Source organism: Bacillus sp. FSL K6-1012, assembly GCF_037964915.1.
GTDB classification, from domain to species: Bacteria; Bacillota; Bacilli; order Bacillales; family Bacillaceae; genus Bacillus; species Bacillus halotolerans.
On sequence record NZ_CP150175.1, the window covers coordinates 1,371,687 to 1,388,422 of the forward strand.

Here is a 16,736-nt window from a genome sequence, read left to right on the forward strand (position 1 = left end):
ATCGCAAAATTAACAGCCCGCTTTGATCTCGAAGACAAGGTATCTAAAAAACTAAAACGGATACATAAAGGATTCCAAGAGGTCGAAAAAAAAGTAAAGACCATTAATCGGCAAATCAAAATTAGTATCAGAGCAGAAGATCAGGCATTTTACCGGCTGAGAAAAATAAATGACTACATTATTTTGAAATTCGCGAAATCACTTGAAATCAAAGTTGTACTTGATGACCAAGCCACTTCAAAGCTGGAAGCGATTGAACAAAAACTAAAACGGTTGCCGAAAGAAAAGAAGCTGACTGTATCTTTGGTAGACCGGACAGCAGCTGCGTACAAAAAAATAAAGAAGATGCTATCTAAACAAAAACTATCATTCCTTTTGGTTCCAGATGACAATGTTACTTCAGCCGTTAAAAAGATTATTGGTTATATCAAGAAAAATTTGAAAAACGGATATACAGTCAAATTAAAAGTTATCGATGAAATTACAAAAACAGTGAATCGATTAACAGCACTTTTGAAGAAATTTGAAAAAACCTATTATGTAAAGGTCGTTGTTAAGACAAAAATATCAGACAAAATCAATAAAAAAGAAAGCCCGATTAATAAAGACAAATCTAAGAAAGAATCAGACAAAGCTTCGGATAAAGGCGCTGACAAAAGTTCTGATCAAAAACCTGGCTGGGTCGGGAAAATCAAAGGATGGCTGAAGGATTGGTGGACAAAGTCAGCTTGGCCTTGGATTAAGGATACGCTCAACCAAATAGGCAAAGCTTTTTTGGATCGTTTCAAAGAAAGATTGATAGAAAAGCTGAAAAATGATGTGTTTGATAAGATCATTGATAAAATTCTAGGACCTCAAAAAAAGGACGATTCTGGTGAAAATTCTGAAACGGATAATAAAGTCCTTAACCGTAATACAGGAGGAAATTGTTGCTGTTGCTGCTGTGAAGACGGGGGTAACAGTCCGGGCAGTAAAAATAGAAAAACCTATAAAAAAAAGAAAAGCCCGACAAAGGCTCCAAACAGAACACTTAGGGTTCCTGGAGAGGTAATAAGAAGACGCCAGAGCGGCACATCCGGTGAAAGTGCGCCACGGTCCTCTGGTTCGAAGTTCAAGAACTGGCTCGGAAGCTTAAAATCGCTAGGGAAGGATTCATCCAAACTAGGAAAAGCGTTCAGAGGAATGGGTAAGGCTGTTCCATACGTAGGATCTGCTTTAGCAATGTTCGATCTAGCTGGAATCAATAAAGATAATGCTGGTGAAAAGGTTGGTTCAATCGGAGGACGCATTGCCGGCGCAGAAGCAGGAGCAACTGCCGGAGCAGAGGCTGGTGCGACAATCGGATCCTTTGTGGGTCCGGAAGGTACAGTAATCGGGGGAGCTATCGGCGGAGTCGGCGGCGGTTTAGTAGGCGGAATAGGCGGCGAAGAAGCAGGTAAGAACATTGGTAAGATGTTTGATACTTCTAAGTTAAAGGAGAACATAAGCAATTCACTATTTAACAAAGAGTGGTGGAGTGGAAAATGGAATTCTATTTCTGATACTGCCAATGGTGCTATTACTTGGATTGAAGATACATGGAGTAAAGTTTCAACTTGGTTTGACCAGTATGTGTTTACGCCTATTTATAATGTAGCTGTACCCGTAATTAATTTTATAGTAGGTTTGTTTGCTTATGCATGGGATGGCATTTTGGCAGTATGGAACATTGTCTACCCATGGTTTAAGGATAACGTGTGGGATCCAATAAGCGGAGCAGTTACTAAAGTTGCTACAACGATATGGACTGGATTGTGTAACGCTTGGACAGTTATTTCAGGCATATGGTCTACTGTTTCAACGTGGTTCATGGACAATGTGTGGAACCCTGTGAGTGAAGCAGTAACAACTGCGGCAACATGGATTTGGAGTAAAATCAATGGTGCATGGACTACTATTTCTGATATTTGGTCCAGTGTATCGAATTGGTTTTATGATAATGTGTGGAACCCGATTGTCACAAAAGTAGAAGATATTAAAACTTCAATAAAAGAAAAATTTGATGATGCAAGGAAATTCTTTGAGGATGCATGGGATGGAATTGAAACTTGGTTTAATAAACATGTGAAAGAACCATTGGTTAAAGTAGCAGAGAAAATTGCTGAGAAATTTCAATGGGTAATTGATTTGAAAGATGCTGCTAGTTCAGGTATAGGATATGTTAAAGATGCAGTCGGTGGTTTCTTTACAAATGTAACAAACAGAGGACAGGAAATTACTCATCTAGAGAAAAAAACAAGTGAAAAGAGTTCGAAAGGTAAAGCTAGTTCTAAAACAACTACTAATAACATTTTTTCTCAGTCTCCAACAAATATGACTGTTCTTCAACAATCTCTGAATCGGAACGCCACAGGCGGCTACATCACCAAACCCACCATCTCATGGATCGGTGAAGCCGGCAAGGAATTCGTTATCCCAGTTGATAACAACCGAGGCAGAGGTAAAATGCTTCTTTCACAAGCGGCGTCTAAACTTGGTATGCAAGTCGTAGACGATATGGGAACCGCTTCGTCTTCTGCTGGAAGCCCGGTATCTGTTTCAAGAGGAGCAGCTGCCAGTCCGGTATCAGGATCAGCCTCTCCATCAATGGACACTGCAAATCTTACAGGCCAAGCGTCCACACTCGGACAGCAATTTTCAGAAGGCTTTGGTAAAGGCATCAGCAATCAGCCAGTCAAAATGGAAGATTGGAAAAAGAAAAACATCAATACGCCATTTTCACAAATGATTTCTTCTTCACCAAATTACGGAAAACAGATGGTAAGCGGCTATGCTAAGGGGCAAAACAGCACAGCAACCGGAACAGACGGCTTTTTACAATCAAAAGTCAAAACACCGTTCCAAGCTACTGTAAACAAATCTTCATCATGGGGAAGCAGTACAATCAAAGGGTTTGCTTCCGGACAAAATAGTTCGCAAACAGGCACTGATCAGTACGTTAACACTCATGTGAATAAACCGTTTGTCCGTTCTAAAGAATCATCAAACGGCTGGGGAAGCGGCATGATTGGGAATTTTGTTTCAGGTATGACTTCAAAGGCAAGTGAAGTCCATGAAGCCGCCAAGGAACTCGCGAAAAAAGTTGAGACGGCTTTCCGTGAAGAATTAGATATCCATTCGCCTTCTCGAGTTATGATGAGTCTCGGTCGCTTTGCATCTGTCGGTGTAGTAAAAGGATTGGATTCTGTCGATGTGAAAAAATACGCTGAAAAGCAAGCCGGTTCACTGGCAGCTGCTTATTCCGGAATGGGTGCAGTAGGGGGAAATGTGAAGCAGTGGCTTATGGCTGCAATGATGGCCACAAAGACACCATTAAGCTGGCTTCCAGGATTGATGACGATTGCTCAGTATGAATCAGGGGGCAACCCGAACTCTATTAACCTGTGGGATAGCAACGCGAAGGCGGGAAATCCATCACAAGGACTCATGCAGACAGTCCCGACCACATTTAATGCTCATAAAGCACCGGGCATGGGTAACATTAGAAATCCGATTCACAACGCTGCTGCCGCTATCGGCTATATCAAAAGCAGATACGGCTCAATTGATAATGTACCTGGTATTAAAAGCTTAAAACGTGGAGGTCCCTATGTCGGTTATGCCAACGGCGGACTGATCACAAAAGAACAAATCGCCCGTGTCGGTGAAGGAAACAAGCGGGAATGGATCATTCCGGAGGAGCGAGGCATACGCGGCCGCTACCTCCTTCAGAGAGCAGCGCAAGCTCTGGGTATGGAAGTGACAGATCCGTCTCAATCCCAGCAGTCTGAGCTTTCATCAGGCCAAGTCTCCGCTGTTACTTCGGCAAGCCGGCCAACGACAGCAGTATCCGGATCAAAAGAAATTTATATTCAATTTAATGGTGACCAGCACTTCCATAATGGACAAGACGCTGAAACTCTTGCAGCGAAAATCAAGCAGGCGCTTATAGACGAACTGCAAAAGGATATCAATATTGGAACGAAGGGAGTCGTTGCATTTGACTAAATCCGTATATGAATTTTGGATTTCACAAGGGAAGGACAAGCTGCGGCTCCCCGTACTTCCCGACCAGCTGAATATTTCAAATACGGTTCAGAATGAGACGGTTAAAGTAGCTAAGTTCGGTGACCTTACATTTATTGACGAACAGGGAGCGAAAGAAATTTCGTTCTCTTCGTTTTTTCCGAAGAAATACAGCCCGATAGCTGAATATCAGAATATCCCTTCTCCAGAGAACGCCATTGTTAAAATTGAAAAATGGATGAAGGCTAAAAAGCCTGTTCAATTTTTAATTACAGGAACAAAAATCAATATGACATGCAGCATTGAAAGCCTTAAATACAGTGAAGGTGACAAAGAGATAGGAGACAGGGATTTTGATATTGTACTAAAAGAATACAAAACCGCCTCACCCCGAAAAATCAAGCAAAAGAAAAAAACAAAGGCAAAACGTCCGTCAAAGGCTTCTCCGAAAACCTATACAGTAAAAAAGGGAGACACGCTTTGGGACATTGCCGGCAGATTTTACGGGAACAGCACGCAATGGCGCAAAATTTGGAACGCCAATAAAACAGCGATGATCAAGCGAAGTAAACGAAATATCAGGCAGCCGGGCCACTGGATTTTTCCCGGTCAAAAATTAAAGATACCGCAATGAAGCAGGTGATGTATGATGATAGAATTGTTCGTCATTAAAGATACAGAATGGCTTGAACTGGTAGCGGAAAGCGTGTCGCTGGAGGGGCACCGATATCAAGCGCCGCGCTCCATAGAAGCGACCATCGTCATTAAACAGGGCGACCAGACGTATTACAGCGTCACAGAAGGAGATACCGTCTTGTTTAAGTGGAAGGGAAAAGAGCTTTTCCGCGGAATCGTCTTCGCCCGAACGCCTGATGAACATACGCTTGCCTTCAGTGCGTACGATATGCTGCAATATCTGGTCAAAAATCAGGATGTGTACGTGTTTTCCAATCAGCGTGCTGACCAGATGATCAGGAGGATCGCCAATGATTTTCAAATTCCGACAACCTCTATTGCGAACACAAGTCATACGATCAAAAGCCTTGTGATTAAAAATGATACGAGCCTGTACGACATCATATTGAAGGCTTTAAAACAGACAAAGAGCCAGACGGGACGGAATTATCAGCTGTATTCAGAAAAAGGAAAGCTCGGTCTGCGCGCTTGGCCAGATCCGTCGGAGATATGGGTGCTGGAAACCGGCGTCAATATTACGGGCTACCAATACAGCACGTCTATAAATGATACCGCAACACGGGTGGTGCTGCGCCGCCAGAAGGATAATAAGACGTATAAAGCGTCTGCGAAGGACAGTTCAGGCTTAAACAAATACGGCGTGCTTCAATATACGGAGACCGTAACAGACGAAATTAACCAGGCGCAGCTTCAGCAGAGGGCCGACGTACGACTTGCTGAAAAAAAGGGCGTAAAAAAAGAACTGAAAAATATTCAGGCCATCGGCATTCCAGAAGTGCAGAGCGGCTTGCCTGTCTTTATATCCATTCCGGAGGCAGGTATCAAAAAAACCTATTGGGTAGATACAGACCGGCATGAGTTTAAAGGAACGAAACATACGATGACCATTGATGTTGTCGAAAAGAATACGATGCCGGAAGGGGTTTCCTGATGAGACTGAGTGAAGCCATCAAACATTTGGCCGTCGGTGCGGTTGATGCTGAATCTCCGGTGGAGCTGCTCCCAGCTGAGGTGGTTTCGGTTTCTCCTGTTGAAATCAAATTAAAAGAAAACAGCAAACTGATTATACCGGCTGACGCCCTCATCATCCCAAAACGGTTGCAGTCCGGAGGAGATGATGCACTCGAGTTGGGGGATCGCGTCATGACTGCAGCTCTGACAGGCGGGCAATCGTTTTTTATTTTAGATAAACTGTAAACAAAACCGCTTCGGACGAAGTGGTTTTTTATTTAGCATGTATAAAGGAGTGGGCATCATGGCCCTGACACCAGAAGTGGAGTTTGAGGATATTGAAGATGACGGCGAAGTCATTGAAACCTCGCAAACCTACAAAATAGATTTTGAAAACGGAAGAATTACAAATGAGCTGATTACCGGGCTTGAAGCAATCAGGCAGTTTGTGTATATCGCCTTACAAACTGAACGATATGCGTATTCAGTTTACAGCCATAATGTCGGAAATGAGCTTCAGGACGTGCTTACAGATCATGAGACGACTGATGCCTACAAAAAAATGGAGATTCCAAGGCTCATAGAAGAGGCACTTGTTTATGATGACCGTATTTCCGCTGTAACAGACTTTGAGATAGAAAAACAAGGCGATGCGTTTCATGTTTCCTTTGTAGTCGAGACAGATGAAGGATCGCTTGAGATTGAGGAGGTGATTGGCGAAGATGTTTGAGGATCAGACCTTTGAAGATATTATGGAGCGTATGCTGAACAGCATCTCCGCAGATATTGACACGAGAGAAGGCAGTGTTATTTATAACGCATTAGCCCCAGCGGCAGCCGAGCTTGCGAAGTCGTATATATGGCTTGATACCGTGCTTGAGCTTGTGTTTTCTGATACTGCGCAAGGAGAATTTTTGGACCGGCGCGCTGCGGAAGCGGGGATTGAACGGACAGCTGCAACAAAGGCCGTGAGAGCAGGGGAGTTCACAGCTGGCGTCAGAATTCCTGAAGGCTCCCGCTTCTATGTGGACAATCTTTATTTTCAATATACAGGAGACGGGACGCTTGTCTGTGAAACGCCGGGAGAAGCAGGAAACGCCAATCTGACCGGACGCAATCTGTTGTCACTGGATACCATCCCGGGATTGGAAAAAGCCATTGTCAAAGAAATCCTGATTCCGGGGCGTGAAGAAGAAGGAGACGATAGTTTAAGAGAACGGTATTTTACGAGGGTTCGGCGTGAGGCTGTCAGCGCCAATAAAATGCATTATAAAGAGTGGGCTGAAGAAGTGGACGGTGTTGGAAAGGCAAAGATCTTCCCGCTTTGGAACGGAGATGGGACGGTTAAAATTGTCGTCACGAATGCCAATCTTGAACCGGCTTCTGAAATCTTAATTCAAAAAGTGAAAGACTATATTGACCCTGAGCCCGGTCAGGGCGAGGGACAGGCGCCAATCGGAGCCGTTGTCACAGTGGAGAGCGCGGTCTGGAAGGAAGTTGAGATTTCTGCCGAGGTGCTTCCAGAAGTCAATCACTCGATTGATGAAGTAAAGACAGAAATTCAAGAAGGCGTTTTAAATCTCTTTAAGAAAATGGCATTCGAAGATAACATTATCCGCCTTTCTCAAATTAATAACATCGTCTATAATTCGCCGTCTGTCAGTGATTATTCAAATATTAAAATCAACGGCACTTCCGAAAATTTAGTGCTGAGCGACGTAGAAATCCCTAAGCTTGGGCAGGTGAATATCATTGAGCAAACAAGATGACATGATTTCATATCTGCCGCCGTTTCTCACCAGCTTAAAAGAAATGTCGGAGCTGCTGAAAGCGGAAGCACCTGAGTTTGATCAGCAAAATAACAGCATATTTGATCTGACAGACCAGTTATTTGTCCCGACAGCAACATGGGGGCTTAGCCGCTGGGAAAAGATTTTAAACGTGCCGCGGGAATCGGGAGACACCGATGAAATCAGGCGATTACGGCTCATTTCGAAGATGTCGAACATCCCGCCGATCACCTACAGGGCCATTGAGCAGGCGGTGAACCGTTTCTTAAAAAAACCGTCGGCACAAGTCCGCCTGCTGCCCGGTGAATACCGCTTTAATGTAGACATCAATATTGATGATCTCCAGCACATGAATGAGCTGATCGAAGCATTGGAAAATATGAAGCCGGCACATCTGACGTATACGCTCAGAGGCGGATTGAATGAGACGCTCCAAATAAAGGACACAGTCATCCTGAATCACCGAAGATACCGAACAGCCAGTGAGCTGAAGGTCGGTTATTCTGTCACCCTTAACAATAATGAGGTGGTCTTAACTTGATTTCAACCATATACAGAGAACGTGCAGCTGCCGATCTCAAAAGCAGAATTGATCACGTACTGCTTAACGGACAAAAAACAGAAATAGTGGAGCTCTCCATTGCCGGAGCGATAGTCACCGTTCTGACAAAACGTGAGGAAGACATCAAGCATATCGAAACGGTACAAATTGTTGACGAGCTGGGCAATGTCATTACAGAAAGAAAAACAGACCTGGACGTGAGTGAAAACAGAACACTCGATTTCAGATTTACCTTTGAGGTGGTGTAAACATGGCATACGAAGAAAAAACAGACTGGCTTCCGGATGATCCAATTAACGAGGACGACGTCAACCGCTGGGAAAAAGGCATAAAAGACGCCCACACCGACCTGGCTGCCCACAAAAACGACATGAACAACCCCCACAACACAACAAAGGCGCAAATCGGGCTGGGGAATGTGGACAATGTGCAGCAGGCGTCCAAGACGGATTTTGATGAACATGAGCAAAATCAGGTGCGGCATATTACAGAGGAAGAGAGGGTGAAATGGAACAGTGGACAGTTATCTAAGATTACAAATAATAATGGACAACCTATGTTCAATATCACGAGTGATTTCCATACAGAACTGTTGAACTATCCTACATTGACTTATTTTTCTTATACTGGCACGCCTCTAAATTCACCAGGCGGCTCAGGAAGAGGGTTTTGGACTTGCAGTGACAGCAAATTAAATGGTCATGTAATTGTGATGACAAATGATAATAAAACTTTCCGTAAAACTCTCTTAAACGGCAACTGGTCAAATTGGATTGAATTAGAGACGACGGAGGGCGCTCAAACAAAAGTGAACGCTCATGCAGGTAAGGCGGACATACATGTCACACAATCAGACAAAGACAAATGGAATAACAGTCAGCTTTTTAAAGTCACAGCAGATAACGGTCAAGCAAAAATATACTTAAGCGAAACAGATGATTTCCATGAAATTGTTCCGAAGAACGCTGGAATGGTTCATTTCACCTCGATGTCAAAAACGTTAAATGGTCCAGGTACTTCGGTCAGGGGCATATGGACAATCAATGCTGCCGGTGATTACGGTCAGATTATCGCTTTTGATAATGCTAATAAAACGTATCGGAAAACGATATCAGGAGGAAACTGGTCCGAGTGGATTGAATTAGAGACAACAGCTGGGGCAGAGGCAAAGGTATCTAATCATGCTAAGGATTCAGTAATACACATTACATCTGCTGAGAGAAGCAAATGGAATGGAGCTCAGCTTACTAAAATAACAAGCGATATAGGAGGGGTGTCCATTGCAGCAAACGAAGGAGAGGACATTCTTCAAAAAATAATTGATCAAGGTAGAGGCATGGGCACATTTTATGCACATGGAAAAGCTGTAAATGCTCCATCTCCATTTTCAATTAGAGGCGTATTTCATTTGACTAGCCAATCAACCGACGGTAAAGGTATGTTTGGTTGGGTCTTTGCTACTGATTACAGAAACAATGTCTTTACGAATTATTATGATGGAAGCACTGTTGCATGGCAAGGATGGAACAAGGTTGAAACTGAAACCAGCGCACAAGCTAAAGCGGATAAAGCTTTGTCTAATGCTAAAAACTATGTTGACACAAATTATACAAATCAAAAATTAACCGTGCTTACCGGCTCAAATGCAATCCAAGATGCGAGAACAAGCGGAAATGATTACCCAGCTGGTATTACTTTCATGGACATAGGAGCCAATAACACAACAGGATACCCGCTTACTTATGGAATTGTAAAAAATGAAAAGCATAGTAATTTTCGATTTGCTCAGTATTTTTATGGAACTGGAAATGAATCTAGCTCCTACTTTACTAACACAGGTTCTTGGATCCGCCATTGGTGGGCAGATTCAGGATGGACGGCTTGGCAGAAAATTTCTGGATTTGCTCACGCGAATATTGGTACTACTGGAAAACAGTTGTTAACAAAAGGCGAGTCTCAAAAAGTTAATTTCAATAGGAAAATAAAAGACAGCCATAACTGCTTTGATGCTACAAACAACCGTTTTGTTGTACCGAATGACGGAATGTATTTAGTCAATGCAGGTATATATATAGAAAATTATTTAGAATATGCAAACTATGAAACATCTATATATGTAAACGGGAGTAGATATAAAAACATCGCACATTATAGAATCAGCCCTTCGAATCCCGAAGATAATACGAACATTAATATAGGTATATATGGTGCAGCAACAGTATCTGTCAACAAGGGAGACTATATTGAGATTTATTTGTATGTTGGATATAACGGGCAGACACAACGCTATATCACAGATAGTTTAGGTTGGTACAACTACTTTGATATAACAGAAATAGGTGGCCAAAATTACCCTGTACGATAGGAGGTACAAAATGATATTATACGATGCAATCATGTACAAATACCCTGACGCAGTGCCAAGAAAAGATTTCGAGCTGCGGAATGACGGAGATGGTTCCTACATTGAAAAGTGGAACCTGCGCGCCCCGATCCCGACGCAAAAAGAACTGGAAGCCTGGTGGGAGGAATCGCAAAAAAATCCTCCGTACGAGCCGCCTGATCAGGTGGAGCTGCTTGCTCAGGAATTGTCGCAAGAAAAGCTGGCACGCAAAAAGCTTGAAGAGCTAAACAAAACGTTGGGGAGCGAGCTGTCAGATATAAAGCTTTCATTATTATCTTTGAAAGGAGAGAGTGCTGAATGAATTATTGGGTGCTTGCCCTCTACTATGAGTGGGCGACAACGGATATGGTGAAACAGGCCATCGCATATCAAGACTGTTCATTTGAGGATCTGGCAGAAGGCGTGAACAAAAAACTGATCACTTCTGGCCAGTATGAAGAAATTACCGGTAAAGCCATGTAGGCTTTTTTATTTTGCTCGTTTTTACATGAAAAGGAGGATAAAAATGGTCAAGTATCAATATGAATTTCCTCTCGATAAGACTGGAAAAGCTGGAGCTGTAAAGCCGTATAGAGGAGAAAAAACCGATTTTGTCACACCTGTTTCAAATCTCTCAGGTGTAGCGGAGATTTTAACAAATGCCGCGTTAAAGGCCACTGAGGCATACAGTCAGCTCGGACAAGACCGGCTTGGCGCAGTTCTGATTTCTAAAGTAAAGGGCTGGGCGTATGCAGATCGTGAAGGCACGCTCTTTATAGAAGAAAGCGACAATAACAATGTCTGGACAACGACAGCAGTAGTTAATGTTGCTGCAGGTGTTCTGACAGCGACTGACTGGGTGTATATCACGAAACGCTATTACCGATTTCGGTATGTTAACGGCAATCTCCAGCAATCGGAGTTTGTGTTATATCAATCAGTCGGCGCAGGTGAAATGGACGTACGCTTAAATGAAAATCTTCCTTTGCAAATCGATTTGAAGGAAAACCAAACAGACGATGGGCGGTTGAAAGTGGAAGCTGGCAAAACGTTTGACTTTGTTTTTCATGAAAATGCCGAGTCCGCCGGCGAAGGTACTGCTTTACCCGTGGACGGTGCCGCGCATTTACTCGTTGAAGTATTCGGCACAGCGGAAACGAGTGAGGTGAAATTTTGGGGGAAATCTGTGTCAGGACAGAAACTTCCAATCAGAGGCGTGAAATCGGATGATGCTTCTTCCGCTTGCAGCACCTTAGGCAAGGATGAGGCTTGGTCCTTTGATATTAAAGGCTTTAAGGAGATCGTAATGGAGATTGCCAGCATGACCGGCGGGAGTCTATCAATTAAAGGAACCGCGGTCTCTTAACCATTGCAATTGGCCTCGGAAAGGAGGTGATCCGCATGTAAAGGAGGAGTGAATGATGCAGCAAGACATAGATGTTAATGTGTTTCAGCAGGATTTAGCAGACATGAAAGGCGAGCAAAAAGCGCTCGAACAGAGAGTTTCGGCATTGGAACGCGTGTCTGACCGGCAAGACCAGCAAATCATGACGCTGAACGAAAAATTAAACAAAATTGATGAAAATACAACATGGATTAAGCGCACCATTACAGGTGCCATCATTACAGCAGTGTGCACAGGTATCATAGGCGGAGCCATCGCCATTATGTACAACCTGCTGCAGCATTAAAGGGGGATTATCATGAAAACGTATGATAAAGGCACGGTCACTAGGACGGTGCTTCTTTTGCTTGCGCTCATCAACCAGAGCATGCTGATGTTTGGCAAATCACCATTGGACATACAGGAAGAGCAGGTGAATCAGCTTGCAGATGCTCTGTATTCAGCAGGATCAGTGATCTTCACAATTGGGACAACACTAGCAGCTTGGTTTAAAAACAACTATGTAACAGAAAAAGGGAAAAAGCAACGCGACTTGCTAAAGGAAAATAATCTGACGAAATAAGGAGAGATGAAAATGGTTAACATTATTCAAGACTTTATTCCGGTCGGTGCCAATAACCGCCCAGGCTACGCGATGACACCTCTTTATATTACCGTACACAATACAGCGAATACGGCAGCAGGCGCCGATGCCCAAGCGCATGCCCGCTATTTGAAAAACCCTGATACGGCGACAAGCTGGCATTTTACAGTTGATGATACAGAGATTTATCAGCATCTGCCGTTAAATGAAAACGGCTGGCATGCAGGAGACGGGAACGGAAGCGGCAACCGGGCTTCTATTGGGATTGAAATTTGTGAAAATGCGGATGGCGACTTTGCACAAGCAACAGCTAATGCCCAGTGGCTGATCAAAACATTGATGGATGAACACGGTATCAGCCTCGCTAACGTCGTGCCTCACAAATATTGGTCAGGGAAGGAATGCCCTCGAAAACTGTTGGATACGTGGGACTCGTTTAAAGCGGGAATTGGCGGTGGCGGGAGCCAAACTTACGTCGTAAAAAAAGGTGACACACTTACATCCATAGCGAGAGCGTTCGGTGTTACTGTTGCTCAGCTGCAAGAGTGGAACAATATCGAAGATCCGAATCTCATTCAGGTTGGTCAAGTGTTAATTGTAAGTGCTCCTTCGTCCGCTGCAGAGCCAGAACTCTATCCGCTCCCTGACGGTATCATTCAGCTGACAACACCATATACCTCAGGCGAACACGTCTTTCAGGTGCAACGAGCGCTGGCGGCTCTCTACTTTTATCCTGATAAAGGAGCTGTGAACAACGGAATTGACGGCATTTATGGGCCGAAAACAGCAGACGCGGTTGCGCGTTTTCAGTCTGTTAACGGTCTACCCGCCGACGGTATCTACGGACCTGCGACAAAAGCGAAGATCAGTACTCTATTAGTTTTGTAGAAAAAGAAAACATTGACAACGTCTGCTAGTAAAACCATACTGAATATGAGAAATTTGTATTTTGGGTGGTCATACTGTGCAAAAAGATATTAAATTAAATAACGTCAAAGGCGTATTGATATTTTTGGTTGTATTTGCCCATCTGCTGGGTGTCAGTAAAAGCGGGCTGGAAAATATGATTGAAATCATTTATTCATTCCACATGCCTGCTTTTATTTTTCTAAATGGTTATTTTTCCAAAAGGCCATCAATCAAAAAAGTTATCAATCTCATACTGTTATATGTTATTTTTCAAACCTTTTACTGTGTGTACCGTTACTACGCAGGGAACTTTTCTGTCATTCAATTTACTTACGGCAGCCCGCATACTCATTTATGGTATATTGTCAGTCTGGGCAGCTGGTATGCGCTGGCTATCATTCTAAAAAAAATTAACGTGAGAAAAATCTTACAGGCAGCTTTGCTGATTTTGTTGCTGGGGCTAAGCTTTTATTCCAGGTTTTATGCAGATCAAATTATAGAGTTTATCAAAATATATTATAGCAACATGCATACGCAAACACTGTCTATATTAAGAACCTTTGTTTTCCTTCCGTTTTTCCTGGCTGGTTTTTATTGTTCAAAAGATCTCATGTATAAAATATACAGCTCTTTAGACAAATTTAAGTTTAAATTATTTTTCACTTTATCTGTCTCTGTATTGGTATTTATTATTTTGGATGAGCATAATGATAAATTTGATCAGCTGTTTTTTGGTTTCCTTGGCTACCAAAAGTTCCATATAGAGAATCTTAGTTATACAGGGATTGTACTTTTTCATTATTCCTTGGCTGTGTTAGGCATTTATTTAATATTAAATGCAGTTGGTGCTAGTAAAAGCAAGTTGACCCAATGGGGAGAAAACTCACTTGCTATCTTTTTATTTCATATGATTTTTGTCTTTCCGCTTTTTAATCACAATAGTTGGTTAAACGAGCAAAACCCTGACACGCGGTTGATTATTTGTTTTACGATGGCATTAGGAATAACGTATCTATTTGGATCGCGTGCATTTAACCGGATAGTGAAATATATCATTTATCCAATGAGGTATTTAGAAATCATTTATGCAAGGCTCCTTAATCAAACAGATAAAAATGATGAATATAAAAAGCGACATATTGTTTAAGTGTCGCTTTTTTTTGTCCGTTTATTTAAATGTTTCAATATCATGGCACTCCGCTCCCTCACCCGAAGCGAATACCCGGAAAAGCCAAACCTCCCGTAATCAATAACCTTCACACGCCGCACCAATTTTTTCACTGTATCACCTGACATTATCCTCTGTTTGTTTTATTATATGTAACCCCTTAAGAAAAGGAATAAGGACAAGAGCTGTTTCTCTTGTCCTTTTAGTGTGATCATGCTTTTTTTCGTTTATACTCATCAATCAGCCGTTCGTTTTCTTTGAAGATTCTTGCTGTGTGCGGGCTGACTTGATAGCTTGCGACACTGGTGGTTGAACGTTTTTTCAGGATTTTAAACGGTTTCTTTGCCCGCGGATGGCATCCGTTTTGAAACGCGTTTTCCATTATCCTTCACCTTCCTCCTCAATTGGCAGCACCAAATCATATATGCTCGTTAATGATGTGAAAAGCAAATAATCAAATTCCGTTACAATACTGTCAGACGTCAGTTTGATGACATAGCTCTGTGTCTCGATTGTAAAGGGAATGAGCACTACTTTTCCATACTGGTCGTAATAGACATCCTTTCGATCCAGCCTCGTTTGCACGTCAGCGGGATCCTCCATGTGCTCGGTTAACCGGTCTTTATCAGACTGTGTCGAATAGTGACAAAGGCTGGCCGTCAGATTCATTTTATCAGCATAGGTTTTCAGCAGTTTATCAATTCCTTCAGCATATGCTTCTATACTTCCATAATAAACATGAATCGGTTCGTTTTTCAATAGATATTGGTATGTTTTCAGCCGATCGAGATACATGTGGAGCATTTCGTTGTTTTCTTCGAGAATTTCTCTTGTGTCTGTTTCCAGTTCACTGCCGGCCAGTTTTTTCACATAAGCGCTCAAAAAGATAAAAGCGTCAATTAAAGCAAAGCTGACAGCGACAATGACATACCGTTCCCAGTTTGTGAACAGGGAAGAGGGATCATATGTCCAGTATATCATGGCGCCCAAAACAAACAGCAAATACCATGTTTTTCGGATGGCGGACATTTTTTCTTTGACCTTCGCTTCGAACCGCCACGTGGCGTATACGTATAAGCCTAAAGCGGCCATAGTGCACCAGACCATGATTTGAAAGAATAAAAGCATACATCAATCCCTCGCATCTGAAATAGGTTCTGATTATTGTATTCTAGAAATGCGGCTGGTTTTCCTGTTTCATCAAAAAAACCGCTCCTTTGACAGAAGCGGTGAAACATTAAAAAATCATATTTAAGATAAAGTAGGCGATGGCACCAAGTGTCGCTGAAATCGGAAGCGTGATGACCCATGTAATGAGCATCCGCTTAGCTGTGCCCCAGTTTACGCCTTTTACCCGGTGTGATGCACCGACGCCAAGGATTGATGAAGAAATGACGTGGGTTGTACTGACCGGCAAATGAATAAATGTGGCGCCGAAAATAATGGCTGCCCCGGTTAAGTCAGCGGATACACCGTTTACCGGACGAATCTTCATGATTTTTCCGCCAACGGTTTTAATGATTTTCCATCCGCCGATTGAAGTTCCGAGACCCATGGCTGTCGCGCAGGCGAATTGCACCCAGGTTGGAATATCATTAGCAGAAGTATGTAAATTTGCTGTGATGAGAGCCATTGTGATAATTCCCATTGCTTTTTGCGCATCGTTTGTTCCGTGTGTATAGGATTGCAGGGCAGCAGTTATAATCTGCACTCTGCGGAATTGCTTGTTCGTTTTCGCCAAATTGCTGTCTTTGAAGATCAGCTTGACGATGCTGTAAAGAATATAACCAAGGACAAAGGCAATAATTGGTGATAAGATGAGTGCCTCAATGATTTTAATGAAGCCCTTATAATTTAACGCAGTAAATCCGGCTGCCGCAACGGCTGCACCGGCAATCGCCCCGATGATGGCATGGGATGAGCTGCTTGGGATGCCGTAATACCAAGTGAGCAGGTTCCACACTATTGCTGCGACTAAAGCAGCCAAAATAACAACAGAGCCATTTTCCAAAGTATAAGGGTCTACAATATCTTTCGTAATGGTTTTGGCAACACCTGTAAACGTCATTGCTCCGACAAAGTTCATCACTGCCGCCATTATAATGGCATGGCGCGGTTTCAACGCTTTTGTTGATACTGAAGTCGCAATTGCGTTCGCCGTATCATGAAACCCGTTGATGAAATCAAACGCCAGAGCAAAAATGACTATTAGTATCGTTAATATAAATAGAATATCCATTTTTAC

20 protein-coding genes and 1 pseudogene are annotated in these 16,736 nt (G+C 42.9%); 17 read left to right on the forward strand and 4 right to left on the reverse strand.

Features of this window, described 5'->3' with window-relative positions; genetic code table 11:
- The 17 genes and pseudogenes from NSS75_RS07145 (at nucleotide 1) to NSS75_RS07225 (ending at nucleotide 14,470) form a co-directional block, all read left to right on the forward strand.
- Nucleotides 1-4,026 carry a transglycosylase SLT domain-containing protein gene (locus NSS75_RS07145; protein ID WP_339237585.1) on the forward strand — a complete coding sequence of 1,342 codons (4,026 nt, stop codon included), beginning with the start codon at nucleotides 1-3 and terminating at the stop codon, nucleotides 4,024-4,026.
- A complete protein-coding gene (locus tag NSS75_RS07150) occupies nucleotides 4,019-4,678 on the forward strand; it encodes a LysM peptidoglycan-binding domain-containing protein (protein ID WP_185848049.1) in 660 nt (219 codons plus the stop codon). Before NSS75_RS07145 ends, NSS75_RS07150 begins: the two co-directional genes overlap by 8 nt.
- 15 nt (nucleotides 4,679-4,693) lie before the next feature.
- Complete coding sequence (locus NSS75_RS07155; RefSeq protein WP_103671559.1) at nucleotides 4,694-5,671, forward strand: phage portal protein; 978 nt, start codon at nucleotides 4,694-4,696, stop codon at nucleotides 5,669-5,671.
- Entirely contained in the window at nucleotides 5,671-5,937 is a 267-nt protein-coding gene (locus NSS75_RS07160; RefSeq protein WP_106020452.1) for a DUF2577 family protein, read from the forward strand. Before NSS75_RS07155 ends, NSS75_RS07160 begins: the two co-directional genes overlap by 1 nt.
- A 58-nt stretch (nucleotides 5,938-5,995) precedes the next feature.
- A complete protein-coding gene (locus NSS75_RS07165) occupies nucleotides 5,996-6,421 on the forward strand; it encodes a DUF2634 domain-containing protein (protein WP_024121077.1) in 426 nt (141 codons plus the stop codon).
- Entirely contained in the window at nucleotides 6,414-7,460 is a 1,047-nt protein-coding gene (locus tag NSS75_RS07170; protein ID WP_044156236.1) for a baseplate J/gp47 family protein, read from the forward strand. The genes NSS75_RS07165 and NSS75_RS07170 overlap by 8 nt, the downstream gene beginning before the upstream one ends.
- Nucleotides 7,444-8,022 carry a YmfQ family protein gene (locus tag NSS75_RS07175; RefSeq protein WP_339236762.1) on the forward strand — a complete coding sequence of 193 codons (579 nt, stop codon included), beginning with the start codon at nucleotides 7,444-7,446 and terminating at the stop codon, nucleotides 8,020-8,022. Before NSS75_RS07170 ends, NSS75_RS07175 begins: the two co-directional genes overlap by 17 nt.
- A complete protein-coding gene (locus NSS75_RS07180; RefSeq protein WP_198097782.1) occupies nucleotides 8,019-8,291 on the forward strand; it encodes a hypothetical protein in 273 nt (90 codons plus the stop codon). The genes NSS75_RS07175 and NSS75_RS07180 overlap by 4 nt, the downstream gene beginning before the upstream one ends.
- Nucleotides 8,292-8,293: 2 nt before the next feature.
- Nucleotides 8,294-8,560: pseudogene (locus NSS75_RS07185) on the forward strand (terminase); the annotation flags it as partial.
- Nucleotides 8,561-8,599: 39 nt separating this feature from the next.
- Entirely contained in the window at nucleotides 8,600-10,408 is a 1,809-nt protein-coding gene (locus NSS75_RS07190) for a terminase (protein WP_339237589.1), read from the forward strand.
- Nucleotides 10,409-10,418: 10 nt separating this feature from the next.
- Nucleotides 10,419-10,748 (forward strand): XkdW family protein, encoded by a 330-nt coding sequence (locus NSS75_RS07195; protein WP_216394651.1) that lies wholly within the window; start codon nucleotides 10,419-10,421, stop codon nucleotides 10,746-10,748.
- Complete coding sequence (locus tag NSS75_RS07200) at nucleotides 10,745-10,909, forward strand: XkdX family protein (protein ID WP_185848046.1); 165 nt, start codon at nucleotides 10,745-10,747, stop codon at nucleotides 10,907-10,909. The genes NSS75_RS07195 and NSS75_RS07200 overlap by 4 nt, the downstream gene beginning before the upstream one ends.
- A gap of 43 nt (nucleotides 10,910-10,952) precedes the next feature.
- Nucleotides 10,953-11,792, forward strand: a complete 840-nt coding sequence (locus tag NSS75_RS07205; protein WP_216394650.1) for a phage portal protein — start codon at nucleotides 10,953-10,955, stop codon at nucleotides 11,790-11,792.
- A gap of 55 nt (nucleotides 11,793-11,847) precedes the next feature.
- Nucleotides 11,848-12,117, forward strand: coding sequence for a hemolysin XhlA family protein (locus tag NSS75_RS07210; RefSeq protein ID WP_024121085.1), 270 nt, complete (start codon nucleotides 11,848-11,850; stop codon nucleotides 12,115-12,117).
- 12 nt (nucleotides 12,118-12,129) lie between these two features.
- A complete protein-coding gene (locus NSS75_RS07215; RefSeq protein ID WP_024121086.1) occupies nucleotides 12,130-12,393 on the forward strand; it encodes a phage holin in 264 nt (87 codons plus the stop codon).
- A gap of 12 nt (nucleotides 12,394-12,405) precedes the next feature.
- Entirely contained in the window at nucleotides 12,406-13,302 is an 897-nt protein-coding gene (locus tag NSS75_RS07220; protein WP_216394649.1) for an N-acetylmuramoyl-L-alanine amidase, read from the forward strand.
- 76 nt (nucleotides 13,303-13,378) lie between these two features.
- On the forward strand, nucleotides 13,379-14,470 hold the full coding sequence (locus NSS75_RS07225) for an acyltransferase family protein (RefSeq protein ID WP_255004241.1): 1,092 nt from the start codon (nucleotides 13,379-13,381) through the stop codon (nucleotides 14,468-14,470).
- On the opposite strand, the gene spoIISC is transcribed toward NSS75_RS07225, so the two are convergent.
- The 4 genes from spoIISC to NSS75_RS07245 all read right to left on the reverse strand — a co-directional run bounded on the left by spoIISC (nucleotide 14,467) and on the right by NSS75_RS07245 (nucleotide 16,730).
- Nucleotides 14,467-14,619, reverse strand: coding sequence for a three component toxin-antitoxin-antitoxin system antitoxin SpoIISC (gene spoIISC / locus NSS75_RS07230; protein WP_151174960.1), 153 nt, complete (start codon nucleotides 14,617-14,619; stop codon nucleotides 14,467-14,469). The two genes, NSS75_RS07225 and spoIISC, sit on opposite strands and share 4 nt — an antisense overlap.
- An 83-nt stretch (nucleotides 14,620-14,702) precedes the next feature.
- Entirely contained in the window at nucleotides 14,703-14,873 is a 171-nt protein-coding gene (locus NSS75_RS07235) for a type II toxin-antitoxin system SpoIISB family antitoxin (RefSeq protein ID WP_024121090.1), read from the reverse strand.
- Nucleotides 14,873-15,619 (reverse strand): toxin-antitoxin-antitoxin system toxin SpoIISA, encoded by a 747-nt coding sequence (gene spoIISA, locus NSS75_RS07240; protein WP_024121091.1) that lies wholly within the window; start codon nucleotides 15,617-15,619, stop codon nucleotides 14,873-14,875. The genes NSS75_RS07235 and spoIISA overlap by 1 nt, the downstream gene beginning before the upstream one ends.
- 109 nt (nucleotides 15,620-15,728) lie before the next feature.
- The gene (locus tag NSS75_RS07245; RefSeq protein ID WP_268498197.1) at nucleotides 15,729-16,730 is read right to left on the reverse strand and encodes an inorganic phosphate transporter; all 1,002 of its coding nucleotides are present in this window, start codon (nucleotides 16,728-16,730) and stop codon (nucleotides 15,729-15,731) included.
- Nucleotides 16,731-16,736: the final 6 nt, after the last annotated feature.